The organism is Pseudoalteromonas sp. S1608 (genome assembly GCF_005887265.1).
Lineage (GTDB): Bacteria > Pseudomonadota > Gammaproteobacteria > Enterobacterales > Alteromonadaceae > Pseudoalteromonas > Pseudoalteromonas undina.
The window spans coordinates 20,791-44,197 of record NZ_PNDK01000012.1; the positions used below are offsets into that span (position 1 = coordinate 20,791).

The window sequence follows — 23,407 nt, forward strand, 5'->3', positions numbered from 1 at the left end:
TTGCCATGCTAAAACGAAGACCCACTATTCGCGACCACTCAGCAGAAGCTAATTTATTTGCTCGGCGTGCATTTGTGGGTTTTATTTTTATCTTAGCCTTAGTAGCCATATTATTGTCTAACTTGTACACCATTCAAGTTGACGACCACCAAGATTACCAAACTCGCTCTAATGACAACCGCATAAAAGTAATCCCTATTGCACCTAATCGCGGACTTATTTATGACCGCAACGGTGTTTTACTGGCCGAAAATAAGCCCGTTTATAACCTTGAAGTGATCCCCGAAGAAGTTGATGATTTAACCGCCTCTTTGAAGTCTATCAGCAAAATCATTGAAATAACCGAGCAACAACAAGCTGATTTTCTTGATGATATAAAACATACTCGACGTTTTAAAAGCCAAGTCCTCAAAGCCCGTTTAAATGAAAACGAAGTAGCGATGTTTTCAGTAAACCAACATAAATTTCCAGGGTTTAGCATTGAAGCGCGCCTAGCGAGATATTATCCCTTTGGCGATACTTTAACCCATGCATTAGGCTATGTTGCAAAGCTCAATAGAAAAGAATTAAATAAGCTTGAACAACAAGATGAAGCCACAAACTACCGAGCCACGCATGATATTGGTAAACTGGGTATCGAAAAGTATTACGAACCATTACTACATGGACAAGTCGGCTCACAGCGGGTTGAAGTAAACAACCGTGGCCGTATTATTCGCACCTTAAACATGGATCCACCGCAGCCGGGTGACGACTTAGTACTTACTCTCGACATTGGTTTACAACAAATAGCCCAACATGCACTTAAAGATATGCGCGGCGCTATTGTGGTAATGGATGCAAAAGATGGCGGCGTTCTAGCGCTTTATTCAAACCCAAGTTATGACCCCAATTTATTTGTGCACGGTATTAGCAGTAAAGACTACAAAGCCCTACTTAATCCAGATCGCCCACTTATAAACCGTACCACTCAAGGACGTTATGCACCCGCATCGACTATTAAGCCGCACATGGCTATTTTGGCATTAGAAGAAAACATAGTGCAAGAAACCACCACCATGTGGGATCCAGGTTTTTTTCAAATACCAAACGTAGAGCATAGATGGCGAGATTGGCGACGTTGGGGCCATGGTCATGTTGATGTTTACAAAGCAATAGAAGAGTCATGCGATACCTACTTTTACGATGCAGCGTATCGCATGGGGATCACCAAAATAAGTAATTTTATGGCCCGTTTTGGTTTTGGTGAGTTATCCGGTATTGATATTCATGAAGAAACAACCGCTATTTTACCCTCAAAAGAGTGGAAAGAAGATCGTTTTAAAGAGTCGTGGTGGCGTGGCGATACTATTTCTGTAGGAATTGGCCAAGGTTATTGGACTGCCACCCCCATTCAAATAGCGAATGCCACTAATATTTTAGTTAACAGAGGGATAAATCACCCTCCTCATTTAGTGCAAGTTGCTAAAAAAGAAGATCAAATTACTCAGCTCAATAATGAAGAAAAGCCACCTGTTGTACTCAATAATGAAGATAACTGGCGCATCGCGATTGATGCCATGCATAACACCGTTAAAAAAACCACCGGAACTGCCCATCGTGCGTTTAAAGGCGCTACCTACGATCCAGCAGGTAAAACCGGTACAGCCCAAGTAGTCAGTATTGCTCAAGGCGAGCGTTACGACGCAGATGCACTTAAAGAGCGCCAACGTGATAACGCCATTTACGTCGGTTTTGCCCCCTACAACAACCCACAAATAGTGGTCTCTATTGTGGTAGAAAATACCGGTGGCGGAAGCTCAGTAGGTGCGCCGATTGCCCGTCAATTAATGGATTATTATTTTGCAGCTAACCCAATTCAATCCTCAGGGAGTAAAGTACCATGACGGCTTTACATAATAAGTGCTCTATTTGGCTACGCCTGCATATCGACTTGCCACTTTTAATTGCTTTATTACTGATGATGGCTGGCAGCATCACTATCGTTTATAGTGCCTCTGGCCAAGACTCGGCTATGATGATCCGCCATGTAACCCGCATGGCAGGTGCAATTATTGGAATGTTTGTTTTAGCGCAAATCCCCCCCGCTACGTTAAAACGCTTAGTCATTCCCATGTATTGCCTAGGGTTACTCATGCTAGTTGGAGTACTACTATTTGGTGTAAGCTCTAAAGGCGCTCAACGCTGGTTAGATTTAGGTATTACCCGCTTTCAACCCTCAGAGCTGATGAAATTAGCGGTTCCTATGATGGTGGCTTGGTACATTGGTCGTAACCACTTACCACCGCGTCCACTTCATTTAATTATTGGCTTTGCCATTGTAATGTTGCCCACCTTACTTATTAAGGAACAGCCCGATTTAGGCACCTCAATTTTGATTGCCAGTTCGGGGGTGTTTGTATTGTTTTTATCTGGCTTGAGTTGGCGTTTAATTGGCTTTTTAAGCTCAGTTGTTGCTTTGGCAGCGTGGCCATTTTGGCACTATGGTATGCACGATTATCAAAAGCAAAGAGTACTGACCTTTTTAGATCCTGAGAGCGATCCGCTTGGTTCTGGCTATCATATTATTCAATCAAAAATTGCTATTGGCTCAGGCGGTATCGAAGGCAAAGGCTGGTTGCAAGGCACACAATCACAACTGGAATTTTTACCTGAACGACATACCGATTTTATTTTTTCTGTACTGAGTGAAGAGTTTGGTTTATTTGGTGTGTGTATTTTACTTAGCCTGTACTTATTCATCATTGGCCGTGGATTATTTATTGCAGTTAATGCACAAGAAGCTTTTGGCAAGTTACTCGCAGGCTCTCTGACACTCACATTTTTCGTTTATATTTTTGTAAACATTGGTATGGTCTCGGGTTTATTACCTGTTGTAGGTGTTCCCTTACCATTAATTAGTTATGGCGGCACCTCAATGGTGACCTTGATGGCTGCATTTGGCATTATTATGTCGATTGCCACAGATAAAAGGATGCTCTTAAAATAATGCGCCTTTATAAACAACTTATAATTATTACACTCGTTAGCCTCTTTTTAAGTGCATGTAGCAGTTCAAATAGCCGTTACAGCATGCGCCATGATGCAGCGCCTCTTCGAGCACCAACTGAATTAGAGATGCAAGATGCTATTGTCACTAAAGTTATAAAAAGCGCGAGCACCACACGCCCTTACGAAGTGTTGGGCAAACGTTATACCCCTATGCTCGATGAAACAGGTTATTCAGAAACGGGCATTGCCTCATGGTATGGCCGAAAATTTCATGGTTATCACACCTCTAACGGCGAAATTTACGATATGTTCGCTATGACGGCAGCTCACAAAACCTTGCCTTTACCGAGTTTTGTGCGCGTAACAAATACAGCCAATGGCCAATCTGTTATAGTACGGGTTAACGATCGCGGGCCTTTTCATGACGATAGAATCATTGATCTTTCCTATGCTGCAGCCTATAAACTTGGCTACCATAAATACGGTACAGCACAGGTTAAGCTTGAAGCGATTACCCTTGCAGATACCCATGCACGAAAAACCTATGTTCAAGTAGCTGCAGGTAGTACGTTAGCCAACATAGAAGCATTGGCACACACACTACGAGAGCAATATAAATTACCAACAAATATCGTCGAAAAAGACGGTATTTATAGATTGCACTTAGGGCCGATAAAAGATGCCCAACATGCGCAACGAGTACTAGAAACATTAAAACAAAATCAATTTCAAAACGCGTTCTTGCTTTACACTCAGTAAGCCCTTTAGAATAGGGAGAATGCATATTTTTAACTTTAACCATTAATGAGTATGATGAAATCTATTAAACATAAAATTCTTACTGGTGTTTGCGGCTTAGTCTGTTCTGCCGCCGTCTTTTCAGCCACCGCACAAATTATTCCAGCCCCTCCTCAAGTTAATGCTAAAGGTTACTTTTTGGTGGACTTCACCACAGGTAAAGTGATTGCAGAAGGTGAAGCTGATACAAAACTTGCTCCTGCTAGCTTAACTAAAATGATGACTAGTTATGTAATTGGTACAGAAATAAATGCAGGTAATATCGCACCCACCGATATGGTAACTATCAGTGAAAAAGCGTGGGCAAAAAACTTTCCTGAATCATCTAAAATGTTCATTGAAGTGGGTAAGCAAGTAAGTGTAGATGAACTTAATCACGGTATTATTGTGCAATCAGGTAATGATGCCTGTGTTGCCATGGCTGAGCATATTGCAGGCAGCGAAAGTGCCTTTGCAGATTTAATGAATGCCCATGCTGAAAAGATAGGCATGACAAATACTCACTTTATTAATAGTCACGGTCTTGATACAGACGAGCACTACACAACGCCACGCGATATGGCCACACTTGGTGCAGCCTTAATCAGAGACGTGCCGGACGAATATGCACTATATAAAGAAAAGTCATTTACATACAATGGTATAAAGCAATATAACCGTAACTCGTTGTTATGGGATGAAAGCTTAGATGTTGATGGTATTAAAACAGGCCATACATCTGATGCGGGTTACAGCTTAGTCACCTCGGCAACGAAAAACGACATGCGTTTAATTGCGGTAGTTATGGGTACTTCAAGTGAGCGTGCGCGTAAAGTTGAAAGTAAAAAACTGCTTAACTACGGTTTCCGCTTTTTTGAAACAATTACGCCTTACAAAGCTGGCGATAGTTTTGCAGAGCAACGCATCTGGATGGGTAACAAAGAGAATGTCTCTTTAGGTATTTTAGAAGACACCCCTATTACAATCCCTCGTGGCCAACATAAAAACCTGAAAGCAAACTTTGAGCTTGACGATACACTTGAAGCACCTTTAGCTAAAGGCACTAAAGTAGGCACGCTGTTTTTACAACTTGAAGGCGAAGATATTGCACAATATCCGCTAGTTACGCTTGAAGAAATACAAGAAGGTAGCTTCTTCAGCAAAATATATGACTACTTACGCTTACAAATAATGTAAGCACGAGTAAAGTAATATGAACGCCTCTTCTGTGAGGCGTTTTTTTTTGCTTGAAAAGTGCTAGAATGCGCCCCATATATACCAATCGTATTGAATGACTATCGTTGGCTTAGGTCAAAAGTAACATCATTTCAAGATTGTCATTAGCCTGTCAGTTTTAAGCTTAACGTATAAGTTAAGCCAACACTTTTGTTTGAGGAGTTCCCGTCGTGGTTGAACCTGTTAAAAACACTAAATTTGATGAGTACCTAGAGTACCCTTGCCCGTTTACATTTAAAATTATGGGTTTAGCAAACGTAAACTTAACTGATCAAATTTTAGAAAAGTTACAACCTATCGCTCCGGGTGATTATGCGCCAAAAGTAAAACCGAGCAGTAAAGGTAACTATGAGTCAGTCACTTTAGTGGCCACCGTAACAAGCGGCAAACACATTGAAGAAATTTATAACGTGATCAGCAATATCGATGACGTGCGCCATATGCTTTAAGCTATAGTTGAGATTTGTTGTGAGCGAAAACACCCTAATCGTACGCCAACTGGGTCGTCAGCGTTACATGCCGATTTGGCAAAAAATGCAAGACTTTACCGACACCCGTGATGAAAATACGCCAGATGAAATTTGGTTGGTAGAGCATGAAAGTGTATTTACCCAAGGCCAAGCCGGTAAAGATGAGCACTTACTCGCCCCAGGTGACATTGAAGTGATTAAAGTTGACCGCGGTGGACAGGTTACTTACCACGGCCCTGGTCAGCAAATGATGTATGTATTATTTAATTTACGTCGTTTAAAAATTGGGGTGCGAGAGCTAGTTACTTGGCTTGAAGAGTGCATCATTGAGTCCCTTGCAGAGTTCGCCATAGATGCATACGCGAAAGCGGATGCCCCTGGTGTTTACGTTAACGACAGTAAAATTGCCTCTTTAGGTTTACGAGTTCGTCGTGGCTGCTCATTTCATGGCTTGGCATTAAATGTTAATATGGATCTAAGTCCATTTTTACGCATCAACCCATGTGGTTATGCGGGCATGAATATGGTGCAAACTAAAGAACTAAATGGCCCTCAAAACCTTGAAGCTGCAGGTGAAGGGCTGGTAAAACACATGATCAAGAAGCTTAATGCAACACAGGTTAAGCATACTGAAGGGTTTGAAAACGAATGAATAAACCAGTCAAAATGGAACCAGGTGTAAAACTACGCGACGCAGAAAAAATGGCGTTGATCCCCGTTAAAGTTTTACCAACAGAAAAAACCGAAATGCTCCGTAAGCCAGAGTGGCTTAAAATTCGCTTACCTAAGTCAACCGAGCGGATTGACGGCATAAAACAAGCAATGCGTAAGCACGGCCTTCACTCTGTATGTGAAGAAGCTTCGTGTCCTAACTTATCAGAGTGTTTTAACCACGGTACAGCGACCTTTATGATTTTAGGGGCTATTTGTACACGTCGTTGTCCATTCTGTGACGTTGCACATGGTCGCCCATTAAAACCTGATGCCGCTGAGCCTGAAAAGCTGGCACTGACCATTAAAGACATGAAGTTAAGCTATGTGGTTATTACTTCTGTAGACCGCGATGATTTACGTGACGGTGGTGCTCAGCACTTTGCTGATTGTATCCGCGAAATTCGTAAGCATAACCCAGAAATTACCATTGAGATTTTAGTGCCCGATTTTCGTGGCCGTATGGACAGAGCGTTAGAAATTTTAATTGAAACGCCGCCAGATGTATTTAATCACAACCTAGAAACGGCGCCACGTTTATACAAACTTGCGCGCCCAGGTGCTGACTATAAATGGTCTCTTGAATTATTACGTCGCTTTAAAGAAGCCCATCCTGAGGTTAAAACAAAATCAGGCTTAATGGTTGGCCTTGGTGAAGAAATTAGCGAAATCGAGGAAGTACTTCGCGATTTACGTGCTCATAACGTTGATATGCTTACTGTAGGGCAATACCTACAACCGTCTAAGCATCACTTACCCGTTAAGCGTTACGTGCCACCAGCTGAATTTGACGCATTAAAAGAATATGCTGATGAAATTGGCTTTACACACGCCGCTTCAGGCCCGTTTGTACGTTCAAGCTATCATGCAGATCAACAAGCAGCGGGTAAAGAAGTAAAGTAATCTCTCGCAATGTATAAAAAACCGCCATTAGGCGGTTTTTTGTTTTTTAATAGTTATTTTTACTGTTTATAAAATAACGTTAGGTTAAAGCAAGGTTACTTGAGATAATTATGCTTGAACCCATTATTTAGGTTATATATGAAATTATTAGTTCGTAACTTATCACGTGCCACTACTGAGCATGAACTTCGTACGTTATTTACGGCTCACGGTAAAGTGACCACCTGTAACTTGGTACTCGATAAAGAAACAGGCCAATCTAAAGGCTTTGCCTTTGTAGAAATGCCTAATGACATTGAAGTTAAAGGCGCAATTAAAGCGCTTAATCAAACCACAGTAGACAAAAGCAAAATCCGTGTAAAACTAGCGGATGCTTAATAAGTAAAAAATTGAGATGTTGGAAGTTAACACATACTTTCAATGTTTAACCTCAATTTATATTGCTCAAAGTTTTAGTTATAACGCTTTGAGCAATATAATTAATTGGGTTTATACCTGAGTCAAGATCTCCTTTAAGACCTGCTGCTTACTTACTATATCCTTGTATAAGGCAAATTGATTTTTTGCGCGATCTAAGTTGTGTCTCTTATGCTTAACGCTAAAGTAATTATCACCATCTATATAATCAGTTAAAAAGCGTAAGCCAATCATAAAGGGCATTACTTTAGCACCTAACCAAAAGCTTTGTTTCTCGGCGGGTGTTAATACCCCCTTTAGTGGCTCAACATAGCCTTTAACAATCGCTGCAAAAATATCTTCACGAACACCTACCTTTTCAAGCGCCGTTGAATCTTCTTGCTCTGCAGAGCAAAATGTTCTGACCATATCACCAAAATCATTAAGCCAATAACCAGGCATACAGGTATCTAAATCTATCACCGCTTTTGCATTATTAGAGTCTAAGCAAAATAGCATGTTGTTTATTTTAGTATCGTTATGGCACACACGAATAGGCACTTTTCCCTCAAGGGCATTAAGCTCATCGATAAGTGAAAGCTGCGACAGGCAAAAATCAACCTCTTCCTGACAATGAGCCAAACGTTTATGAGGATCGGTGCTAACCACTTGCTTGAAGACTTCTGCACGCATGGCCAAGTTATGAAAATTAGGAATAACCGCATGTAAATTGTTCGCGTCAAAGTCTTGTAGCGCTTGCGCAAATTGGCCAAATGCATTGGCCGCTGTTTGTGCCTGGCTAGCAGTATTAACCACATCTTCACTATAACTGCCACCAATAAACTCAAGTGCTCGCCAAGTATCATCATCATTATTAACTAAATAGTCATTCTGAGTCGTCGCTACATGGCGTACTATTGCTAGATTGAATTCACCTGCTTGTTGTTTTTTACTTAAGTGTTGCTCTATTAATCGCGCATTATCAACAAGTAACTGTGGTTTTGGAAACACCACCGTATTGAGCTTTTGTACAACTAGTGACCGCTTCGAAGTACTTAATAACATAGTAGTATTTATATGCCCACTGCCTATGGGTTTTATGCTCGCATGCTTCTCGTCAAGGCCAAAACTCTCAGATAAATAAACTTCTATAGGAACTGTATTCATTTTCTACTTCACTCTTTTCGCCCAAGGCGATAATAATTTAATAGCTACGCTTGACGTAATGCGCACAAAGTAGCCGCAATGCTTGTCAGTTCTGATTTATAGGTAACACCAAACCAAGGCTCTTTTGCAGTGTATACAAATACAGGCTGTGCTTTTACATTAATAGCTTTCTGGATTTGATCAGGTAAGTAGTACTCTTGCTGAGTATTCACGTTATATTGCTGTAAAAACGTTTCAAAGCCTTGTTGCAAATAGTCAAAAAAGCAGGGGGTGATCCCCCAAAAACTCATCGAGCCTAGGGAGTTTGGGCTGATTTTCTCACGTAAACCCTGTGGGTTGTCGCCAAAAATATGCTCAGACTGTTGTTGAATATTCAAATACTCAGTTACGGCAACAAGCTTTCCATTAGCAATATTACATACCCCACGATTAACGCCACCGTGCTCAGAAAGAGTATCAATAATCGGATACCCTACCATTGCCCATTCAGCACTTTTTTTAAAGTGCTCACTCAGTAATACAAACGAAGATTTGCCATAATAGTCATCGGCAGTGATCACAATAGCGGGGTTATTAATGTGGGCTTTGGCACACAGTAGAGCGTGACCTGTGCCCCAAGGCTTTACTCGCTGGCAAAGTGTTGCTTTAAATTGTTCGGGCACCTGTTCAATGTGTTGCTCCACCAGCACCACATCAAGATCACTAGGCAAGCGTGGCAAAATCGTACGCTCTATTTCACTGCGTACCGCTTGGTTTATTATCAGCACCACCTGCGTCACTCCAGCGTGATGCGCATCAATAATGCTCAATTCCATAATTGTGCAATTTAGCCCTGGAATTTCTGCAATTTGTTTATTGCCACCAAAGCGGCTACCTAAGCCGCCCGCAAGCACAATCAAACTCAGTTTATGTTTTTTCATTTGGAGTCTGCGCATTTAAGAGGGTAATTTACCAAGCCAAGTTTGTAACCAAGGCTCGGTGACAGGCCAAGGCTCAAAGTCTTCACAGGCATCAATTTCTAGTCGGTTACCCACAGGTTTAGCTTGTAAGTCACGTAATAGTTCATCAAAGCTACGCCCTGCTGCGCAAAACGTATCACCGTAGCTTCTGTCACCCATGGCTACAATGCCAAATGGTTTATTGGTTAACATTGGAAACGTACTGTTAAGCTGATTATAAAGCTCTGCCAAGTTAGCGGGTATATCGCCTTGGCCTGTTGTTGAGGTAACAATTAAAATATGCGATGCATTTTTTATATCTTCTAAATTTGGCTCTGCGAATACGCTTACCTGATGGCCGGCTTGCTCAATGGTATCACTTATTTGCTCACTTAAACGTTCAGCACCACCGTACACGCTGCCTACAAAAATACTAATATGTGCCATTAATAATCCTTTTCTTCACTTGGCCACCCTAACTGTTTGCAAATACTCAACATTGCATCACCTAGTGGCGCTTTAATTATTATCGATTCGTTACTATAAGGATGTACAAAGCTAAGCTCTGTAGCAAATAACATTAATCGCCTAAGAGAAAAGTGTTCTCTAAAAAACTGATTATGCTGGTTATCACCATGGTTAACGTCGCCAATTATTGGCAACGACAAATGTTTTAAATGGCGACGAATTTGATGTTTACGCCCTGTTTTAGGAAAACACTCTACCAAAGAATACCTAACCGTTGGGTATTTTCCTATGGGAATAGGCAACGCAGCTTGGTGCAAACAGTTAAACTGAGTTTGTGCTTCTTGAGCATCTTTATCCTGATCGGCAAATTTATCAGCGATTTTGTCTAGTTCTTCTTTTAACGGTTTATCTAAAAAAATAGATTCAGGCGCAAATCCGCGTACTAAAGCTAAATAACGCTTTGAGATCGTACCCTCAATAAACAGCTGATTCATATCACGCGCGGCTTCTGAGCTTAGAGCAAACAGCAACACACCAGATGTCGGCCTATCAAGACGGTGCACAGGAAACACATGCTGACCGAGTTGATCGCGTAGCATTTGCATTGCAAATTGAGTTTCATGCTTATCTAAAAAGGAGCGATGAACAAGTAAGCCTGATGGTTTATCAATCGCTACATAGTTCTCATCTTGATAGAGAATGTTCAGTTCGCCGTATTCAACTGGCGCTGGACGTTCAGTCATCTGACTCTCCAAGCAAAGAATCTAATTGCGTCAGCAAAGAAATAATCTCTTCGCTTCCGGATTTATCAATGAGTGTCATTTGCGCCATAGGAGCAATTGCAAAATTACGCGGTAACGGTTGTTTCATTGTAATAATCTGTTGAATTTTTTCTATAAATACAAACTGTAACCACTGTTCAAATGCAAGCGTATCATGGCAAAAAGGGACGCTTGAATGCAACAATGCAGGGTCAATCGGCTCATTCTGCCAAAGCTGATACTTTTTAAGTAGCGCAGTTAATTGTGTTAAATAGAGTTGGGTTTGCTCAGTCATAATCACCCTTTACTTTGTATATTGCACAATTATACCCTGTTCCCTCAACAGTCGCTATGGCGTATAATTAGCGTAATTTTGTAGTAAAAACAGTTGGAAATTCATGAGTGAACATATAGCCACATTAGGCCAGCTTTTAGACGGTGCAGGAACTCAATGGCGTGCTTTTGATATTGGCAGGCATATTACCAAGCTTGATAAACAACAATTTTTAGCTGTTGAACAAGCACAAGTTCCTTACCCTTACCCATTAGCAGGCCATGCATGGCTAGCGATTCAATTTTGGGACAGTAAAGCTAGCAAAGAACCCTATGTGTGGTTTTTAAAATTCCCACTTGATGAACAAAGTAAACTCGTTAGTGCCAGCCGCGACCACTTTGCAGACATGGTAATTCAAGCACTAGGAACAGAAATTACCGGCGAACAAGCCGATGGCAAACTCGATAATAACCCTTACGTATTTACTCCTAATGCTAATAAATTAGCGGCGTTTAATGCACAAGTTAAAGTGTTATTAAAACAACCAGCCTCACAGTATTATGAGCATGCCCAGCTTTATTTTAGTGGCCAGATTGGTTTTGATAATTGGCAAAGTGTGGCGCTACAAGGCATTGCTGATTTTGCTTATCGCCTCAACAGTGCTGATAACTTAAAACACTTACACGCTGCGTGGCCTAATTTACCTGTTGAAGTATTACAACCATTAAGCGCAATGCTTGAACACATCGAAATACCACCCACGTTAAGTGAGTTATTGTTAAGTTATGGACAAACCGCCCTTAAGAATAATGATGTGGTTACGGCTTCTGCCGCGCTTCGCGCCATATCATCAGGGCAAGCAACAGGGCTTAGCGCACAACTGGTTGACTGCGCTTTAGAATCTACGCTTGGGCAAGACTCAGACATTTTATTAACTATTGCAGGTCGCTGCTTTAAACAATTAGAAGAGCCACAGCGTTTGCATGTATTTATGGATAACTGTGCGCACCATGAGAAAATAGCTGAGTTATTTCCCAGCATTTTTGCAGATTTAGTTGCAATTCCAACTATTCGCCCACATTTATTAGCATTACTACGTAAAGAAAACAGAAGCGAGACGTTAGCTCGCGCAATTGGAAGGTTATTCTCTTAAATGGCTAGTTTATGGACGTTCATACTTATTGGGGCTGTAATTTATTTTTTTTGGCTAAATCGTAAAATAGCCGAAGCAGCGAACGTTCATGCCAAACGCCAAAGTGAGCAATTGCAGGTACAACTAATGAGTGTGGCTTGTAGCAAGCGTCGGTTTGGCATTTTAAAAAGTGGTAAACCGGGCATGAAAAGCGAATTTATTTTTGAATTTTCAAGCGATGGTGAAAATGCTTATCAGGGAGTGTTAATCATGGAAGATGAAAAGCTAAAAAGTGTGGTTGTGCCACCACATAAGATATAATTTTTGTAAACAAAAAACCAAGGCGTAACCTCAGTTACGCCCTAATTGCCAACATCCTGTAAGGTATCCTTTACCTGATCCTTGTTTATCATCCACTGAACGAGCAAACTACCGTGTTAGCCCTCCATTGCATCCTGCAATATCCTCTTGCCGCCTTGGCCGTCCTGCGTAAACTAACGCTCCTGCAATGTCCTATCGCATCATCCTTGGTATCCTTTAAATAGCTCCTAGCTATTTTAGTACTTCATGTACTTCCTGTTTCATCCTTGCATCCGTGTTAACTTGTCCTTTACGCTTCCTGCTAGTCACTACTATGCTGCCTGATTCCATATCCATGGCATTAGCTCAGTCATTGAGCTATGTCGTCTTGACAAAGTAAAGTTTAAACCAAACGGCTGGGTATAATAGTGAGGAAAACTAAAAAATTTAATGTCACAAAATTGAAAAAACTAAAATAGCTATAAATAACAGAAGCTTGATGCTTATAAACGGATAAATAATGGATTTAAACTGACAAAGAGCACACTAATGTAGGATATATCTCACACTGGTGTGCCCGATTTGGGACATAGGCTTACAGATACGCCATTATGAACAACTACCTTTATTGAGCATTAGCAACTTTAAATAGTAATTCACCCTTAACTTGGTTAAATGAAAGTTGTTTAAAGTGCTCAAAGCCTTGCGATTTAAAAAATTTCGTATGCTCGTCACGAGTCACAAATACCGCTATACCAGAAGACTCAAGATTATCGTGTATTAAGCCATCTAAACCTTTAAGTAAAGTGCGACCAAACCCTTGCCCGTGAAAGTGTGGATCAACCGCAATAAACGCTAAAAAGTAATAATTCCCTTGCGGCTTTAAGGCGTCACGAATGGTTTTTTCTTTTTCAATTAATTGATTCGTTTGTAAATAACCTGCACTTAGCATCAGTTTTAATCGCCAATGCCAATAACGCTCAGCTTGTAATTGGCTATTTGACTCAAACACACAGGCAACCGCTTTTAATTTATCATTGCGGTAAAGGCCGATTAAAGGCTGCTTCTCTTGCCAAAAGCTACTGAGCTCTTCACGGATAAGTGCACGTAATTTTTTTTCATAATCGAGCGGGTTGTCTTCGTTATACCCTAGCAGTGTTTGTAAAATAGGATCGTTTTGATATGCCTGATATATCAGGCTGGCTGCTGTGCTTATATCCTCTGGTGCAATATGCTGAACACTAAAGGCGTCTGTCGATTCTGCTGTGGCTGTCATTTTATTTCCTTTGTTATTTTACACCCCCATCGTTACGCCAAGTAACGCATAAGGGATTAATTTTGAACTACAACGATGACCAAATGCTTATATAACTATATACCTAAGTGAGACAAGTAAGCGAATTTACATTTTAGTTAGTACGCTCATCCACTGCATTGAGTCAGATCATGCTTTAGCGACTTACTATTGAGTAAATAAAGCATAGATTCAGTAAGGGTTAAACTGGCTAGATATACCATTCCCCCCTAGAGTTAATACATATTAATTCATTTAGGAGCATTATTATGGATACAACAAAACATACTATTAATACCTTGTTCGCCCAACTAGGACTGCCGGATTCGGATGCGCAAATAGATGCATTTATTGCCTCGCACTCCATTGCCGATACAACCTTGTTGCAAGATGCTCCCTTTTGGGATGAAGCCCAACAACATTTTATTGCCGAATCGCTAGCGGTTGATGGCGATTGGAGTGAAGTAATTGATGAACTAGACGTACGTCTTCGTCAAAAATAATTAATTTTATGGCGCATTTTAATGTGCCTTAGCCACTTTATTGATACCATACCCGCTCGCAGCGTCAATGTTGCGAGCTTACTTTATAAAAGAGTTATAATTGAATGAATGCTGCTGTATTTGAAGCTATTAAAGTCCTTCTTGATGAAGGCAAAGTTCCCACTGTTGCACTAACTAAAAGTCGTTTAACAACACCGACCCCAATGCCGGTTATTATTGCTGCGGTGAGTCAATATAAGAATAATCCTGATTCAATTTATAATTTAATGAAACCCCCAAAGCAAAGTGCCAGTAATGAAGATCAAAACAACTCTCAATTAGATAGAATTGAGCAAAAGTTAGATCAATTACTTACACTGCTCGCGCCAAAATAATTTGAGACTATAAATGTTTGTTGTTGATTTAACATTTGACTGCTACCAAGACACCACCTTGGAGCAAGCCGAGCAAGCAATAAATCGCTTGGTAAATGCATTACGCTTTAATGGCCAAATCATTGGAGAAGAATTTCCAACGGTGTTAAAAGATGGCTATTTTATCACTCGCGTTATGTGTCCGACCGAGGACGCTATGCACCCTCTTAACAACAGCGCATTTGTAAAGCACAGTGTTGAAAAGCTCCATGATGCAGGCTTGTTAGCACCAAAGGTGAAAATAATAGGTCAAGACATTCACTCAAACGGTGCCGATGGTTGTAAAGAGCCCTCAAGCTATATTTTATATACTACGTATGTGCACACCTGCAGCCCGCTGTATTGTGGCGATGACTTTTTACCCGTTCCGCTATTTAATATTCCAGCAATTGCCAATGGCGATTATAAAACCCTGATTAAATGGCAAGAAGACTGGCAAGCGTGTGATCAAATTCAAATTAATGGCGCAACTCGCTGTGAATTTCCTGCACTAGAGGAAATAGCCAGCACGCAAAGTGATTTGTATCGCCGAGGTAAAGATATTAGCAAACGCATCAGCTTTTTAACTAAAAAGCCTGTTTACTATTACTTATATCGTGTAGGTGGTGTCGATAAAGCCTCGGAGCTTAAGCGCAAATGCCCAAGTTGCCAAGGTGAATGGAAATTACCTGAGCCATGGTTTGGTTTATTTGATTTTAGGTGTGAGCCGTGTGGTTTAGTGTCTAATATTTCATGGGATTTTCAATAAATCCCATATTTAAGGTGCTATTTCTAAAACATCACACCTTAAAATTACCTTATAATTATACTGCCAACGACGCTATAAATTCACTGAGGTTTTTGGCGAGTACATGATGTGGCTTTTTACCTACATACTCTAGGCACACCTCACCTGTTTCCACTAATACCGTAACAAGTAAATCATCTTGATCAGTTAAACCAATAAAAACACTTGGCGCTTGCTTTAGCTTTCGCTTCATTAAAACATGACCCGTGATATTTTGTTGCAGTAAGTCAAAGTCATCCTCATTCCACGCTTGTAATAATTCTACTTGATGGCCATCAACGCTGGCTAAAATACTGCCAGCAAACATATGGCCATAAAACTGGCTAAGTTCATCAGGAAATTCAAGCTCTAATGCGTTAGCGAGATCAGCCAAAGAACCTGCAGGCTCTCTCACTATCGCTTGCCATTGAATCATACCGTTCTCATCGGCTGTGCCTATTTCACAAGGACTTGGCCATTGCTCATCGTGGGCGATGAGTGGCTGCTTTTGTGTATTTTTGATGGTTTTTTCACTAAAGCGTTGGTGAAGTTGGGCTAATTGCATTGCAACAGACATACTGTGAAACTCATTTAATTTAGATATAATGTCCGCATTGTAACTATTTAAGAGCAAACATGACAGATTACAGCAATTCTCCCGATCTTAAAGGCAGCGTACTTGGTCAATCTACTGAGTATGTAGATCAATACACGCCCAGCTTGCTTTTTCCTATTGCTCGCAAGCTTAATCGCGACGCGTTGAGTATTGATGAAGCCGCATTACCATTCAAAGGCCAAGATATTTGGACCGGTTACGAACTATCTTGGTTAAATACCAAAGGCAAACCACAAGTTGCGGTGGCGATATTTACTTTCGAATGTCAAAGTAGTCACATTATAGAGTCAAAGTCGTTTAAGCTTTATCTGAACAGCTTTAACCAAAGTCGCTTTGGAAGTATTGACATTGTTAAGCAACATTTAATTGACGACTTATCAAATGCGGTAAACAGCCCGGTAAAGGTAACCTTATACAGCGCTGATGATTATAATTGTATTCCTTGCACACCGCTTCCAGGTGAGTGTATTGATGAGTTAGATATTGAAATAGATAACTACCATATTGATGCACATTCTCTAAAATCACAAAGCGATAAAGTGGTTAGCGAAACCTTGCATAGTCACCTGCTTAAATCGAACTGTTTAATTACTTCACAGCCGGATTGGGCCAGCATTATTATTCGTTATACTGGTGAGCAAGTGTGTCGTGAGTCATTATTACGCTATTTAATTTCGTTCAGGACCCATAATGAGTTCCATGAGCAATGTGTGGAGCGTATTTATAGCGACTTAACCACTCAATTGAATATTAAAGAGCTTGAAGTTTACGCGCGCTATACGCGTCGTGGCGGCCTTGATATTAATCCATATCGCTCAACGCATCATAACGATACCCCTTTTGCGGTAAAAATAAACCGTCAATAAGCTAAAAAAAAAAGGAGCCTGAGGCTCCTTTTTTTAATCGTTAAGTTGCTTAGTTGGTACAGGCATCCCACACACATCAATGTAATTATGGCTATACGCAAACCATTCCTCACTACGACTACCTCGTGCTGAAATTAACTGTTTAAATGCATCTGAGTCTGTTTTCATTACTTTAAATCGGCTGTGATCGCTGCTAACGTCGGCTAATACTTGTAAATCTGTAATAGGATTAAACTCGCTACCACCTTTAGGTGTGCGCGCTAGCTGATGAAAATGTGCCATACCTGTAAGTACTCGCCCAAATACGGTGATATTTTTGTCTAAATAACGTGGACCTTGCCCTATGGTGACAAAAAATTCCGTGCTGGCACTATTAATATCGTTGCCGCGCGCCATTGCAAAGACACCATGGCAATGAATTTGCCATGTTTGATCACGTGTTTCATTTTGCGCCACCGCAAAACCATTTAAAAACCCAGTTATTGGTGCATAACCATCCCTACCCAGTTCAGTGATCATAAGCGGCTTATTGGTGGTTAAATAAAACTCGGCAGGTACTGTGCTATTTTTGGTTTTAGTTAACTTTTTACCCGTGCTATCACCACCTTGAGCAACAAACCCTTCCACAAAACGATAAATATGAGTGCCCTGATAAAAGCCCTGTCGTGCCAATTTTTTAATATTGGCACTGTGTTTTGGCGCAAGCGCTGGATTGAGCTCAATATACGCAGCACCGGTAGGTAGGGTTAGTTTTAAAATATTCTCAGGATCTACCCATCGCCATTGCTCATCTGTTGTAGCAGCAATAATCTCACTACTGGTTAGGCTTTTAACTGGCGTTGATGGCAAAGTGCTTTGCTGGACACATCCGCCGAGCAAAGCCGACGCTATAATAGTGATTACGAATTTTTTCATACCTTTTCCTTTTTATTATTGGTATTGGTATTGGTAGATAAAGGTTAATCCCAATTGAATTTATACAGTATGTCGACATTTTGATACAGGCCACTGGTTATTTCTATATATAACTTCGACATTAGCTGATAACGCACTGCCACTTCACTGAGCGACTCAAATACCCCCACGCTATATTTAACCTGCAAACTCGGTGCTAAATAACCTGATATTTCTACCTTTGTTTGCTCGCCACTCCCTTTAGAGCTTAAGCTCACATCTGACAAGCCAAACGATTCACCGACTTTAGACACTAAGCTTTCGCTTCGGCTCACTCCTTGAGAAAGTAGTAATTGAGTTAACATTGCATCCGTTGAACTGTCGCCCTCTCCTAATGGTTGACCATTCAGCAAATACGCTAGGGCTTGTGCTTGGTCCATGCCCGGCTCTGAAAATACTTTTAAATTTGGCTGCTCAACACTGCCAGTTAAAGTAACACCTGCAATAACACCATCGGCGGTATTATTTGGGTTGCGAATGGCTTTAATATTTAAATGAGGCTTATCTATTGCGCCACTGAAACCAATTTGCCCGGTTCTAATTATTAAGTCTTGACCAAATGCCAAGTAAGTTCCTTCAATTAAATTAAGCTCACCAATGGCAATAATGGGTGAGTCTTGGCTCATTTTGATATCCATATCACCCACTACTTTAGACTCAAGTCCAAATGAGGCTACTCTGACATCATTTTTAACCGTTACTTTTAAATCAATATCATAGTTAAATGGGGCTTTTTTAGTATTTTGCGTAGTTTGATCCAAAATTATTTCATCATCACTAACCTGTACAGCCCCCTCTGGCAGCTCTTCAATTTCTATTCGACCATAAGGCACTACAACATCACCTGCCAGCTTAAGTGCATTGTCAGCTAAACTTATTTTTAACTCTGGTGATACTTTAAACACCACGCCTTGTTGCGCTCTTACAAAAAACTCACTGCCGACTACATTCATATTTACAGCTGGTTGTTCACCTTGCCAATCAACATTCCCCGTTAATTTTACCTGTCCGCCTTGAGGGTCATTTAAATCTCCCTCAATGGTGGCGGTGGACTTATTAAACGCCACATTAATACTGGAGTTTTTAAGGGCAACAGGCAGTTGTTCACCTTCTAGGTTGATATTCTCTATGTTTAAATTTCCCTCTAACAAAGGATCTTTTAGTGTGCCTGCTAATGCAACTTGCCCACGAATGGCGCCATTAAGCTGCTCGAACGTATTTAAAAATGGCTGTATATCAGACAATAAAATTTTATCAATTTGAATATTACCGTTAAGCGTTTGCTTATTTTGAATATCATCAATATTAACTTTAGTCGTTACTTTACCCAAAACACTCGATTCTATATTAGCTTCTATTTGGCCAACCTTAGCATCAGAAAAAGCGCTTATGCTTAGCGTTTCTATAGGTAGCTTAAATCGATCTTCTTCGTTAATAAGTACCGCGTTAAGCCCTGATGAATTTAAATTAGCGCGTAGAGTTTTAAGTGTGCCTGCTTGCCAATTAGCAGCAAAGTCTCCCGCTATATCACCACGTGTTATTACATTCTCTGGTAACCAATGTTTTAGCTCTCGCAATGCAAGATTGGCCAGTTTTACGTTAAGCTGGCCTAATTCGCGGGTTTGATTTAATCTATCAATACATAACTTACTATTACTCGATTGCCAACAATGCGCACTCACATCAAAGTCGCCCGTTTTCGAATCTATAGTTACAGCTATATCTTTAGCATTTTCAAAGCTAAGCGTTTTATCACTTACACTAATATTACTGAGTTCACCTTGCCAAATCGCGTTAGCAAGTTTGCCATTTAGTTCAAACGAAGCAGCCCCAGCATCAGCATCAATAGATGCACTCAGTTGATGATCGGTTTTATCACCACTGCCGACTATTTCCACTTTATTAATTTGATGATGCATAACACGCGCTGAATCAAGACTAACGCTGATATCTGTTTGCCAATCGGTAGCGGTGTCTAACTGTGCTTTTAACGCCAACTTATTAATATTAATTTCGTCATAAATAAACTGCTCTAGCTTTAACGCTAAATCAACTGCAGGCGTCAACCGCTCGCCTCTTATACTTAAATCGGCTTTACCGTTAGCAATAAACGGAAGCTTTGCATCATCATTACTTTGCAGCGCAATAGTCCCATTAATCTGCCATTGCTGATCAACTTCGCCGGTTAAGGTTAACCTGTTTGTGCCGCTGCTAAGGTTAAATTTATTTACAGTGGCTTTAAGTTCATCATTTAAGTTAAATTGAGCAGCAAAATTAAGCGGTACATCATTTAGTAACCCGCTTAATTGGGTGTCATCCATACTTAATTTCCAGCTATTTGAACTGGTAACAAATGCCCCTTTAAACTGCCCTGAAATATCACTGGTAAGTGTGTCAGTGAGGTATTGCGCTTTTAAACTCGATAGCGCGCCGCTAAAGTTAGCACTAATCCCATTTTGCCAGTCGATATTCGCTTGGATAGTAGCTTGGCTCTCATTCGCTTTAAGGGCTAAATTTTTTAAGTGTGCTTCGCTCAGTGAGCCATTAATTTGACTGTTAAAATTCACAGTTGGATAAGCACCTAACTGACTATTACCAAATAACGATAATTGATAATCGTTAGCATTGCCTTGTGCGGTTAATTTTACGTCGGTTATCTTTAACTCTTTACTTGCTGTTTCGATAATCCACTGCTCTACATCGCCATTAACACTAAATGGATAATTTGGTTGTTTAAGATTAGCCGTAGCAGCTAGTTCAAAAGGAAATGATTCACTGCTTTTTATATCTACATTGAGCTTTTCTAAGTCTCCGCCTATTTGTATATTGGCATCATAACCATGCCCTTTTAGACTGATATCGCCATTAATTGGTAAGCGGCCTTTAAGCTTTGCGTTAAGTGCAGTATTAAGCTGCCACTGCTGATAATTTGCAGACAATGAAGCAACGTTAATCTCAGAACCTATTAGCTTCATTTGTAGCGCAATATTATTTACCACATTTTGCTGTGCATTCTGCTCCACCGTGAACTGCGCAATATTAAACTGTTCTAGGTAAATATTGAGTGGCGACATAAATGCGATATTAGGTAATGCTGGTAACTCAGTAATTGGGGTAGAACTGGCTGTATTTTCTCCAGGCTGCTCTTTTAACGCGATTAAAACACTCGGAATATTCACGTTTTTAATTTGAATATCAGCACCTTGTGCCTTTGCAGCAATCTCCACATTATTAACAACTACGTTTGCACTTGTGTGACTTAACACAAACTCAGTGACCGCTAAACGCTTAAGTGCAATATTAAATGGCAAACTGATTTGTTCCAACGGTTCGTTAGATGTATCAGGAGAATTAGATGACGATGCTGGTAAGTTTAGTTTTATAGACCGGGCACTTAAGTTATCAATACACATACCATCACAGTGCCACCAAAATAAATCTAGTTTAAGCTGCTGAGCATCAAGTAATAAACCGTCACGCTCAAAGCGAAAATTAAACGCATCATTATATAAAAAACGGCCGTTATTTATTTCAATTTTTAAGCCATCAACTAACTTATTGGCGCTATAAGCAATTAGCTGGTTACCTGGAGCTGTAAAAACAACGCAAAACAACGTCACTAATACAGCAACAACTAAGGTGCTAAGTGCTGCAGTGACTTTTTTAAATACAGACATTAAATTTCCGGCCCTATGGTAATACTTAAACGAGTGCTTTTGCTTTCTTTAGTGAGTCCCCACGCATGATCTATTCTTATTGGTCCTATAGGCGTTAAATAACGAAAACCAAACCCTGCACCTATTTCAAATTGCTCAGAAAAATCATTGGTCGCCGTCCCTCCATCAACAAATAAAGCTGCTCGCCAGTTTTTGGCAAATTGGTAATTATATTCAGCAGTCGTCGCGATTAAATATTTACCGCCGATGCGATCCCCATTGTCATTTTCTGGTGAGATTGATTGATAAGCAAAGCCACGCACACTTTGATCGCCACCAGCATAAAACCTTAATGAATATGGAACATTGTTAATATCGTCAACTAACATGGCCCCTAAGTTTGCTTTTAAAAACACAAGGTGCTTATTAAGATAAGTGCGCAACCATGCATGCTGTAATTGCACCCTAACAATATTGGTACTGGAGAGTACACTATCGAGACCAAACTCTGCCGATATAGACCACTGCTCTCCCGAATAAGGGGTGGTTCCTCCCTTCGATTGCTTTCGGGCATAACTGACACCTGGTAATAACATTTCTGTGGTGCGTTCTAGCCCGTCGCCAATCCGATAGGTTTCTTGTTCGCGCCTGATAAATGCAGTTCTTATCCATTTTTGCTCGGTGAGCCATTGCCTTTGCAACTGCGCGGTTAAAATTTCACTGTAAATATTGTCGGCTAATTCATCTTCGAGCTTATAGCCTGCTGATAAACGCCATAAATCATCATTCGGATTATTAACAGGGATGGTATACGCCATAGAAATATCTTGTTGTTTTTTTGCAATATTAAGATTGCTTTCTAGGTAGTGTCCTTGCTCCGTGATCCATGGTTTACTCCACTTAAACCGTACCTTTGGACCCAGTTCGGTATTGAACCCGCCACCAATTTCGTAGCTATTCGCGGGCTTATGTAATACGTCCACTTTAATAGGCACTTGGCTGTTTTTTCTAGCTGAAATATCAGCGTAAACACGCACGCTTGTAAAATAAGGAGTGCTCGATAAATCTAGGTTGTAGTCAGCAATCTTAGATGCTTTATAGTGCTCACCCATTTCAAACGGAGCTAAAGAGCGAATGTATTTTTCTGCTGGGCTTTGATTGGTAATTAACACATCACCAAAGCGATAACGCACACCACTTTCAATGGTAAAGGTAATAATAGCGCTGTGTTTTTTTAATGACACTTCAAATTTTCGGGCAGGCCATTTTGCGTCAAAGTAACCATGCTCCAACAAAACGGATTCAATTTTTTTGTAGGCTGCGCTATACATTCCATGATTTAAAATGTCGCCTTGCTTTAACTCTAAACTTTCAATAACTTGCTGAATTAATGGGTCATGTTTAGCTTCCCCGTTAACGCTAATATTAAGCGTCTCAATACGGGTTGCGGAGCCGCGCTCAATAGTCGCAACAAGCTCATGCTCTTTATTAAAATCGATAGTCACATTTGAACTGTAATAACCTAATGCCTTTAAGCTATCTTCAACTTGCGATTTAGCGTAACGACGCAGTGAGCGCGTTGGTTTTTCACCCACAAAGGGTTTTAAATAAAGAGCAACGTTGTTTTCTAACTCTCCACTAATTCCTTTTATTTCATAATCTTCAATTTTATTGTCAGCTGCAATAGCGAAAAAGCTCAAAAATAAGCAAAAACAAATAACGGATTTTAAAAACTGATTGAACAAGTAATCATCCTTACTATGTACCCATAAAAAACAACAAATTAACGACACAATAATAGCATAGCGATAATGA

At 40.4% G+C, this 23,407-nt stretch carries 24 protein-coding genes; 14 read left to right on the forward strand and 10 right to left on the reverse strand.

Features of this window, described 5'->3' with window-relative positions:
- The first annotated feature begins 5 nt into the window (after positions 1–5).
- From mrdA to CWB75_RS05240, 8 genes are all read left to right on the forward strand, one after another.
- Complete coding sequence (gene mrdA, locus CWB75_RS05205; RefSeq protein ID WP_010388286.1) at positions 6–1,886, forward strand: penicillin-binding protein 2; 1,881 nt, start codon at positions 6–8, stop codon at positions 1,884–1,886.
- Positions 1,883–2,989 carry a rod shape-determining protein RodA gene (gene rodA, locus CWB75_RS05210; RefSeq protein ID WP_138570069.1) on the forward strand — a complete coding sequence of 369 codons (1,107 nt, stop codon included), beginning with the start codon at positions 1,883–1,885 and terminating at the stop codon, positions 2,987–2,989. Before mrdA ends, rodA begins: the two co-directional genes overlap by 4 nt.
- Positions 2,989–3,750, forward strand: a complete 762-nt coding sequence (locus tag CWB75_RS05215; RefSeq protein ID WP_010388281.1) for a septal ring lytic transglycosylase RlpA family protein — start codon at positions 2,989–2,991, stop codon at positions 3,748–3,750. The genes rodA and CWB75_RS05215 overlap by 1 nt, the downstream gene beginning before the upstream one ends.
- 54 nt (positions 3,751–3,804) lie before the next feature.
- On the forward strand, positions 3,805–4,965 hold the full coding sequence (locus CWB75_RS05220; protein ID WP_008468004.1) for a serine hydrolase: 1,161 nt from the start codon (positions 3,805–3,807) through the stop codon (positions 4,963–4,965).
- 209 nt (positions 4,966–5,174) lie between these two features.
- A complete protein-coding gene (gene ybeD / locus CWB75_RS05225) occupies positions 5,175–5,453 on the forward strand; it encodes a DUF493 family protein YbeD (protein ID WP_008109437.1) in 279 nt (92 codons plus the stop codon).
- 19 nt (positions 5,454–5,472) lie between these two features.
- Entirely contained in the window at positions 5,473–6,126 is a 654-nt protein-coding gene (lipB, locus tag CWB75_RS05230; RefSeq protein WP_008109436.1) for a lipoyl(octanoyl) transferase LipB, read from the forward strand.
- On the forward strand, positions 6,123–7,088 hold the full coding sequence (gene lipA, locus CWB75_RS05235; protein WP_008109434.1) for a lipoyl synthase: 966 nt from the start codon (positions 6,123–6,125) through the stop codon (positions 7,086–7,088). Before lipB ends, lipA begins: the two co-directional genes overlap by 4 nt.
- Before the next feature lie 138 nt (positions 7,089–7,226).
- Positions 7,227–7,466, forward strand: coding sequence for an RNA recognition motif domain-containing protein (locus CWB75_RS05240; protein WP_008109433.1), 240 nt, complete (start codon positions 7,227–7,229; stop codon positions 7,464–7,466).
- Positions 7,467–7,577: 111 nt separating this feature from the next.
- Here the strand turns inward: CWB75_RS05240 and CWB75_RS05245 are convergent, their stop codons facing one another.
- Genes CWB75_RS05245 through CWB75_RS05265 form a run of 5 tightly spaced genes read right to left on the reverse strand, consistent with a single transcriptional unit; the run spans position 7,578 to position 11,113 of the window.
- Positions 7,578–8,651, reverse strand: a complete 1,074-nt coding sequence (locus tag CWB75_RS05245; RefSeq protein WP_008109430.1) for a phosphotransferase enzyme family protein — start codon at positions 8,649–8,651, stop codon at positions 7,578–7,580.
- A 44-nt stretch (positions 8,652–8,695) separates the two neighbouring features.
- A complete protein-coding gene (locus CWB75_RS05250) occupies positions 8,696–9,571 on the reverse strand; it encodes a nucleotidyltransferase family protein (RefSeq protein WP_138570070.1) in 876 nt (291 codons plus the stop codon).
- 15 nt (positions 9,572–9,586) lie between these two features.
- Positions 9,587–10,036, reverse strand: coding sequence for a flavodoxin (locus CWB75_RS05255; protein WP_075169593.1), 450 nt, complete (start codon positions 10,034–10,036; stop codon positions 9,587–9,589).
- Positions 10,036–10,800: a tRNA pseudouridine(65) synthase TruC gene (truC, locus tag CWB75_RS05260; RefSeq protein WP_138570071.1), complete on the reverse strand. Its 765-nt coding sequence runs from the start codon at positions 10,798–10,800 to the stop codon at positions 10,036–10,038. The genes CWB75_RS05255 and truC overlap by 1 nt, the downstream gene beginning before the upstream one ends.
- Positions 10,793–11,113 (reverse strand): YqcC family protein, encoded by a 321-nt coding sequence (locus CWB75_RS05265; protein WP_008109420.1) that lies wholly within the window; start codon positions 11,111–11,113, stop codon positions 10,793–10,795. Before CWB75_RS05265 ends, truC begins: the two co-directional genes overlap by 8 nt.
- Positions 11,114–11,216: 103 nt before the next feature.
- Between CWB75_RS05265 and CWB75_RS05270 the strand changes: the two genes are divergently transcribed.
- A complete protein-coding gene (locus CWB75_RS05270) occupies positions 11,217–12,245 on the forward strand; it encodes a DUF3549 family protein (protein WP_055012793.1) in 1,029 nt (342 codons plus the stop codon).
- On the forward strand, positions 12,246–12,545 hold the full coding sequence (locus tag CWB75_RS05275) for a DUF3301 domain-containing protein (RefSeq protein ID WP_008109417.1): 300 nt from the start codon (positions 12,246–12,248) through the stop codon (positions 12,543–12,545).
- A 604-nt stretch (positions 12,546–13,149) separates the two neighbouring features.
- Here CWB75_RS05275 and CWB75_RS05280 read toward each other — a convergent pair.
- Complete coding sequence (locus tag CWB75_RS05280; RefSeq protein WP_138570072.1) at positions 13,150–13,800, reverse strand: GNAT family N-acetyltransferase; 651 nt, start codon at positions 13,798–13,800, stop codon at positions 13,150–13,152.
- Between the two features lie 287 nt (positions 13,801–14,087).
- On the opposite strand from CWB75_RS05280, the gene CWB75_RS05285 reads away from it, so the two are divergent.
- The 3 genes from CWB75_RS05285 to CWB75_RS05295 all read left to right on the forward strand — a co-directional run bounded on the left by CWB75_RS05285 (position 14,088) and on the right by CWB75_RS05295 (position 15,482).
- Positions 14,088–14,321, forward strand: coding sequence for a DUF2789 domain-containing protein (locus CWB75_RS05285; protein WP_010388246.1), 234 nt, complete (start codon positions 14,088–14,090; stop codon positions 14,319–14,321).
- Between the two features lie 104 nt (positions 14,322–14,425).
- Complete coding sequence (locus CWB75_RS05290; protein WP_055012790.1) at positions 14,426–14,695, forward strand: hypothetical protein; 270 nt, start codon at positions 14,426–14,428, stop codon at positions 14,693–14,695.
- Positions 14,696–14,708: 13 nt separating this feature from the next.
- On the forward strand, positions 14,709–15,482 hold the full coding sequence (locus CWB75_RS05295; protein WP_138570073.1) for a Zn-ribbon-containing protein: 774 nt from the start codon (positions 14,709–14,711) through the stop codon (positions 15,480–15,482).
- A gap of 55 nt (positions 15,483–15,537) precedes the next feature.
- Here CWB75_RS05295 and syd read toward each other — a convergent pair whose 3' ends face one another.
- On the reverse strand, positions 15,538–16,077 hold the full coding sequence (syd, locus tag CWB75_RS05300; protein ID WP_138562191.1) for a SecY-interacting protein: 540 nt from the start codon (positions 16,075–16,077) through the stop codon (positions 15,538–15,540).
- A gap of 59 nt (positions 16,078–16,136) precedes the next feature.
- On the opposite strand from syd, the gene queF reads away from it, so the two are divergent.
- On the forward strand, positions 16,137–16,982 hold the full coding sequence (gene queF / locus CWB75_RS05305; RefSeq protein ID WP_055012787.1) for an NADPH-dependent 7-cyano-7-deazaguanine reductase QueF: 846 nt from the start codon (positions 16,137–16,139) through the stop codon (positions 16,980–16,982).
- A gap of 33 nt (positions 16,983–17,015) precedes the next feature.
- Here queF and CWB75_RS05310 read toward each other — a convergent pair whose 3' ends face one another.
- Genes CWB75_RS05310 through CWB75_RS05320 form a run of 3 tightly spaced genes read right to left on the reverse strand, consistent with a single transcriptional unit; the run spans position 17,016 to position 23,337 of the window.
- Positions 17,016–17,897 (reverse strand): peptidylprolyl isomerase, encoded by an 882-nt coding sequence (locus tag CWB75_RS05310; protein ID WP_138570074.1) that lies wholly within the window; start codon positions 17,895–17,897, stop codon positions 17,016–17,018.
- Between the two features lie 44 nt (positions 17,898–17,941).
- Positions 17,942–21,613, reverse strand: coding sequence for an autotransporter assembly complex protein TamB (tamB, locus tag CWB75_RS05315; RefSeq protein ID WP_138570075.1), 3,672 nt, complete (start codon positions 21,611–21,613; stop codon positions 17,942–17,944).
- Positions 21,613–23,337, reverse strand: coding sequence for an autotransporter assembly complex protein TamA (locus CWB75_RS05320; RefSeq protein ID WP_138570076.1), 1,725 nt, complete (start codon positions 23,335–23,337; stop codon positions 21,613–21,615). The genes tamB and CWB75_RS05320 overlap by 1 nt, the downstream gene beginning before the upstream one ends.
- Positions 23,338–23,407: the final 70 nt, after the last annotated feature.

What these genes read in the sequence shown, in the direction of transcription:
- CWB75_RS05250 (WP_138570070.1), bottom strand. Translation starts at nt 9,571, where the DNA reads ATGAAAAAACATAAACTGAGTTTGATTGTGCTTGCGGGCGGCTTAGGT.
- tamB (WP_138570075.1), bottom strand. Translation starts at nt 21,613, where the DNA reads ATGTCTGTATTTAAAAAAGTCACTGCAGCACTTAGCACCTTAGTTGTT.
- queF (WP_055012787.1), top strand. Translation starts at nt 16,137, where the DNA reads ATGACAGATTACAGCAATTCTCCCGATCTTAAAGGCAGCGTACTTGGT.
- CWB75_RS05310 (WP_138570074.1), bottom strand. Translation starts at nt 17,897, where the DNA reads ATGAAAAAATTCGTAATCACTATTATAGCGTCGGCTTTGCTCGGCGGA.
- syd (WP_138562191.1), bottom strand. Translation starts at nt 16,077, where the DNA reads ATGTCTGTTGCAATGCAATTAGCCCAACTTCACCAACGCTTTAGTGAA.
- CWB75_RS05220 (WP_008468004.1), top strand. Translation starts at nt 3,805, where the DNA reads ATGAAATCTATTAAACATAAAATTCTTACTGGTGTTTGCGGCTTAGTC.
- CWB75_RS05245 (WP_008109430.1), bottom strand. Translation starts at nt 8,651, where the DNA reads ATGAATACAGTTCCTATAGAAGTTTATTTATCTGAGAGTTTTGGCCTT.
- rodA (WP_138570069.1), top strand. Translation starts at nt 1,883, where the DNA reads ATGACGGCTTTACATAATAAGTGCTCTATTTGGCTACGCCTGCATATC.
- CWB75_RS05215 (WP_010388281.1), top strand. Translation starts at nt 2,989, where the DNA reads ATGCGCCTTTATAAACAACTTATAATTATTACACTCGTTAGCCTCTTT.
- CWB75_RS05290 (WP_055012790.1), top strand. Translation starts at nt 14,426, where the DNA reads ATGAATGCTGCTGTATTTGAAGCTATTAAAGTCCTTCTTGATGAAGGC.
- lipA (WP_008109434.1), top strand. Translation starts at nt 6,123, where the DNA reads ATGAATAAACCAGTCAAAATGGAACCAGGTGTAAAACTACGCGACGCA.
- CWB75_RS05240 (WP_008109433.1), top strand. Translation starts at nt 7,227, where the DNA reads ATGAAATTATTAGTTCGTAACTTATCACGTGCCACTACTGAGCATGAA.
- CWB75_RS05295 (WP_138570073.1), top strand. Translation starts at nt 14,709, where the DNA reads ATGTTTGTTGTTGATTTAACATTTGACTGCTACCAAGACACCACCTTG.
- CWB75_RS05280 (WP_138570072.1), bottom strand. Translation starts at nt 13,800, where the DNA reads ATGACAGCCACAGCAGAATCGACAGACGCCTTTAGTGTTCAGCATATT.
- CWB75_RS05285 (WP_010388246.1), top strand. Translation starts at nt 14,088, where the DNA reads ATGGATACAACAAAACATACTATTAATACCTTGTTCGCCCAACTAGGA.
- CWB75_RS05265 (WP_008109420.1), bottom strand. Translation starts at nt 11,113, where the DNA reads ATGACTGAGCAAACCCAACTCTATTTAACACAATTAACTGCGCTACTT.
- CWB75_RS05255 (WP_075169593.1), bottom strand. Translation starts at nt 10,036, where the DNA reads ATGGCACATATTAGTATTTTTGTAGGCAGCGTGTACGGTGGTGCTGAA.
- CWB75_RS05275 (WP_008109417.1), top strand. Translation starts at nt 12,246, where the DNA reads ATGGCTAGTTTATGGACGTTCATACTTATTGGGGCTGTAATTTATTTT.
- CWB75_RS05270 (WP_055012793.1), top strand. Translation starts at nt 11,217, where the DNA reads ATGAGTGAACATATAGCCACATTAGGCCAGCTTTTAGACGGTGCAGGA.
- truC (WP_138570071.1), bottom strand. Translation starts at nt 10,800, where the DNA reads ATGACTGAACGTCCAGCGCCAGTTGAATACGGCGAACTGAACATTCTC.
- mrdA (WP_010388286.1), top strand. Translation starts at nt 6, where the DNA reads ATGCTAAAACGAAGACCCACTATTCGCGACCACTCAGCAGAAGCTAAT.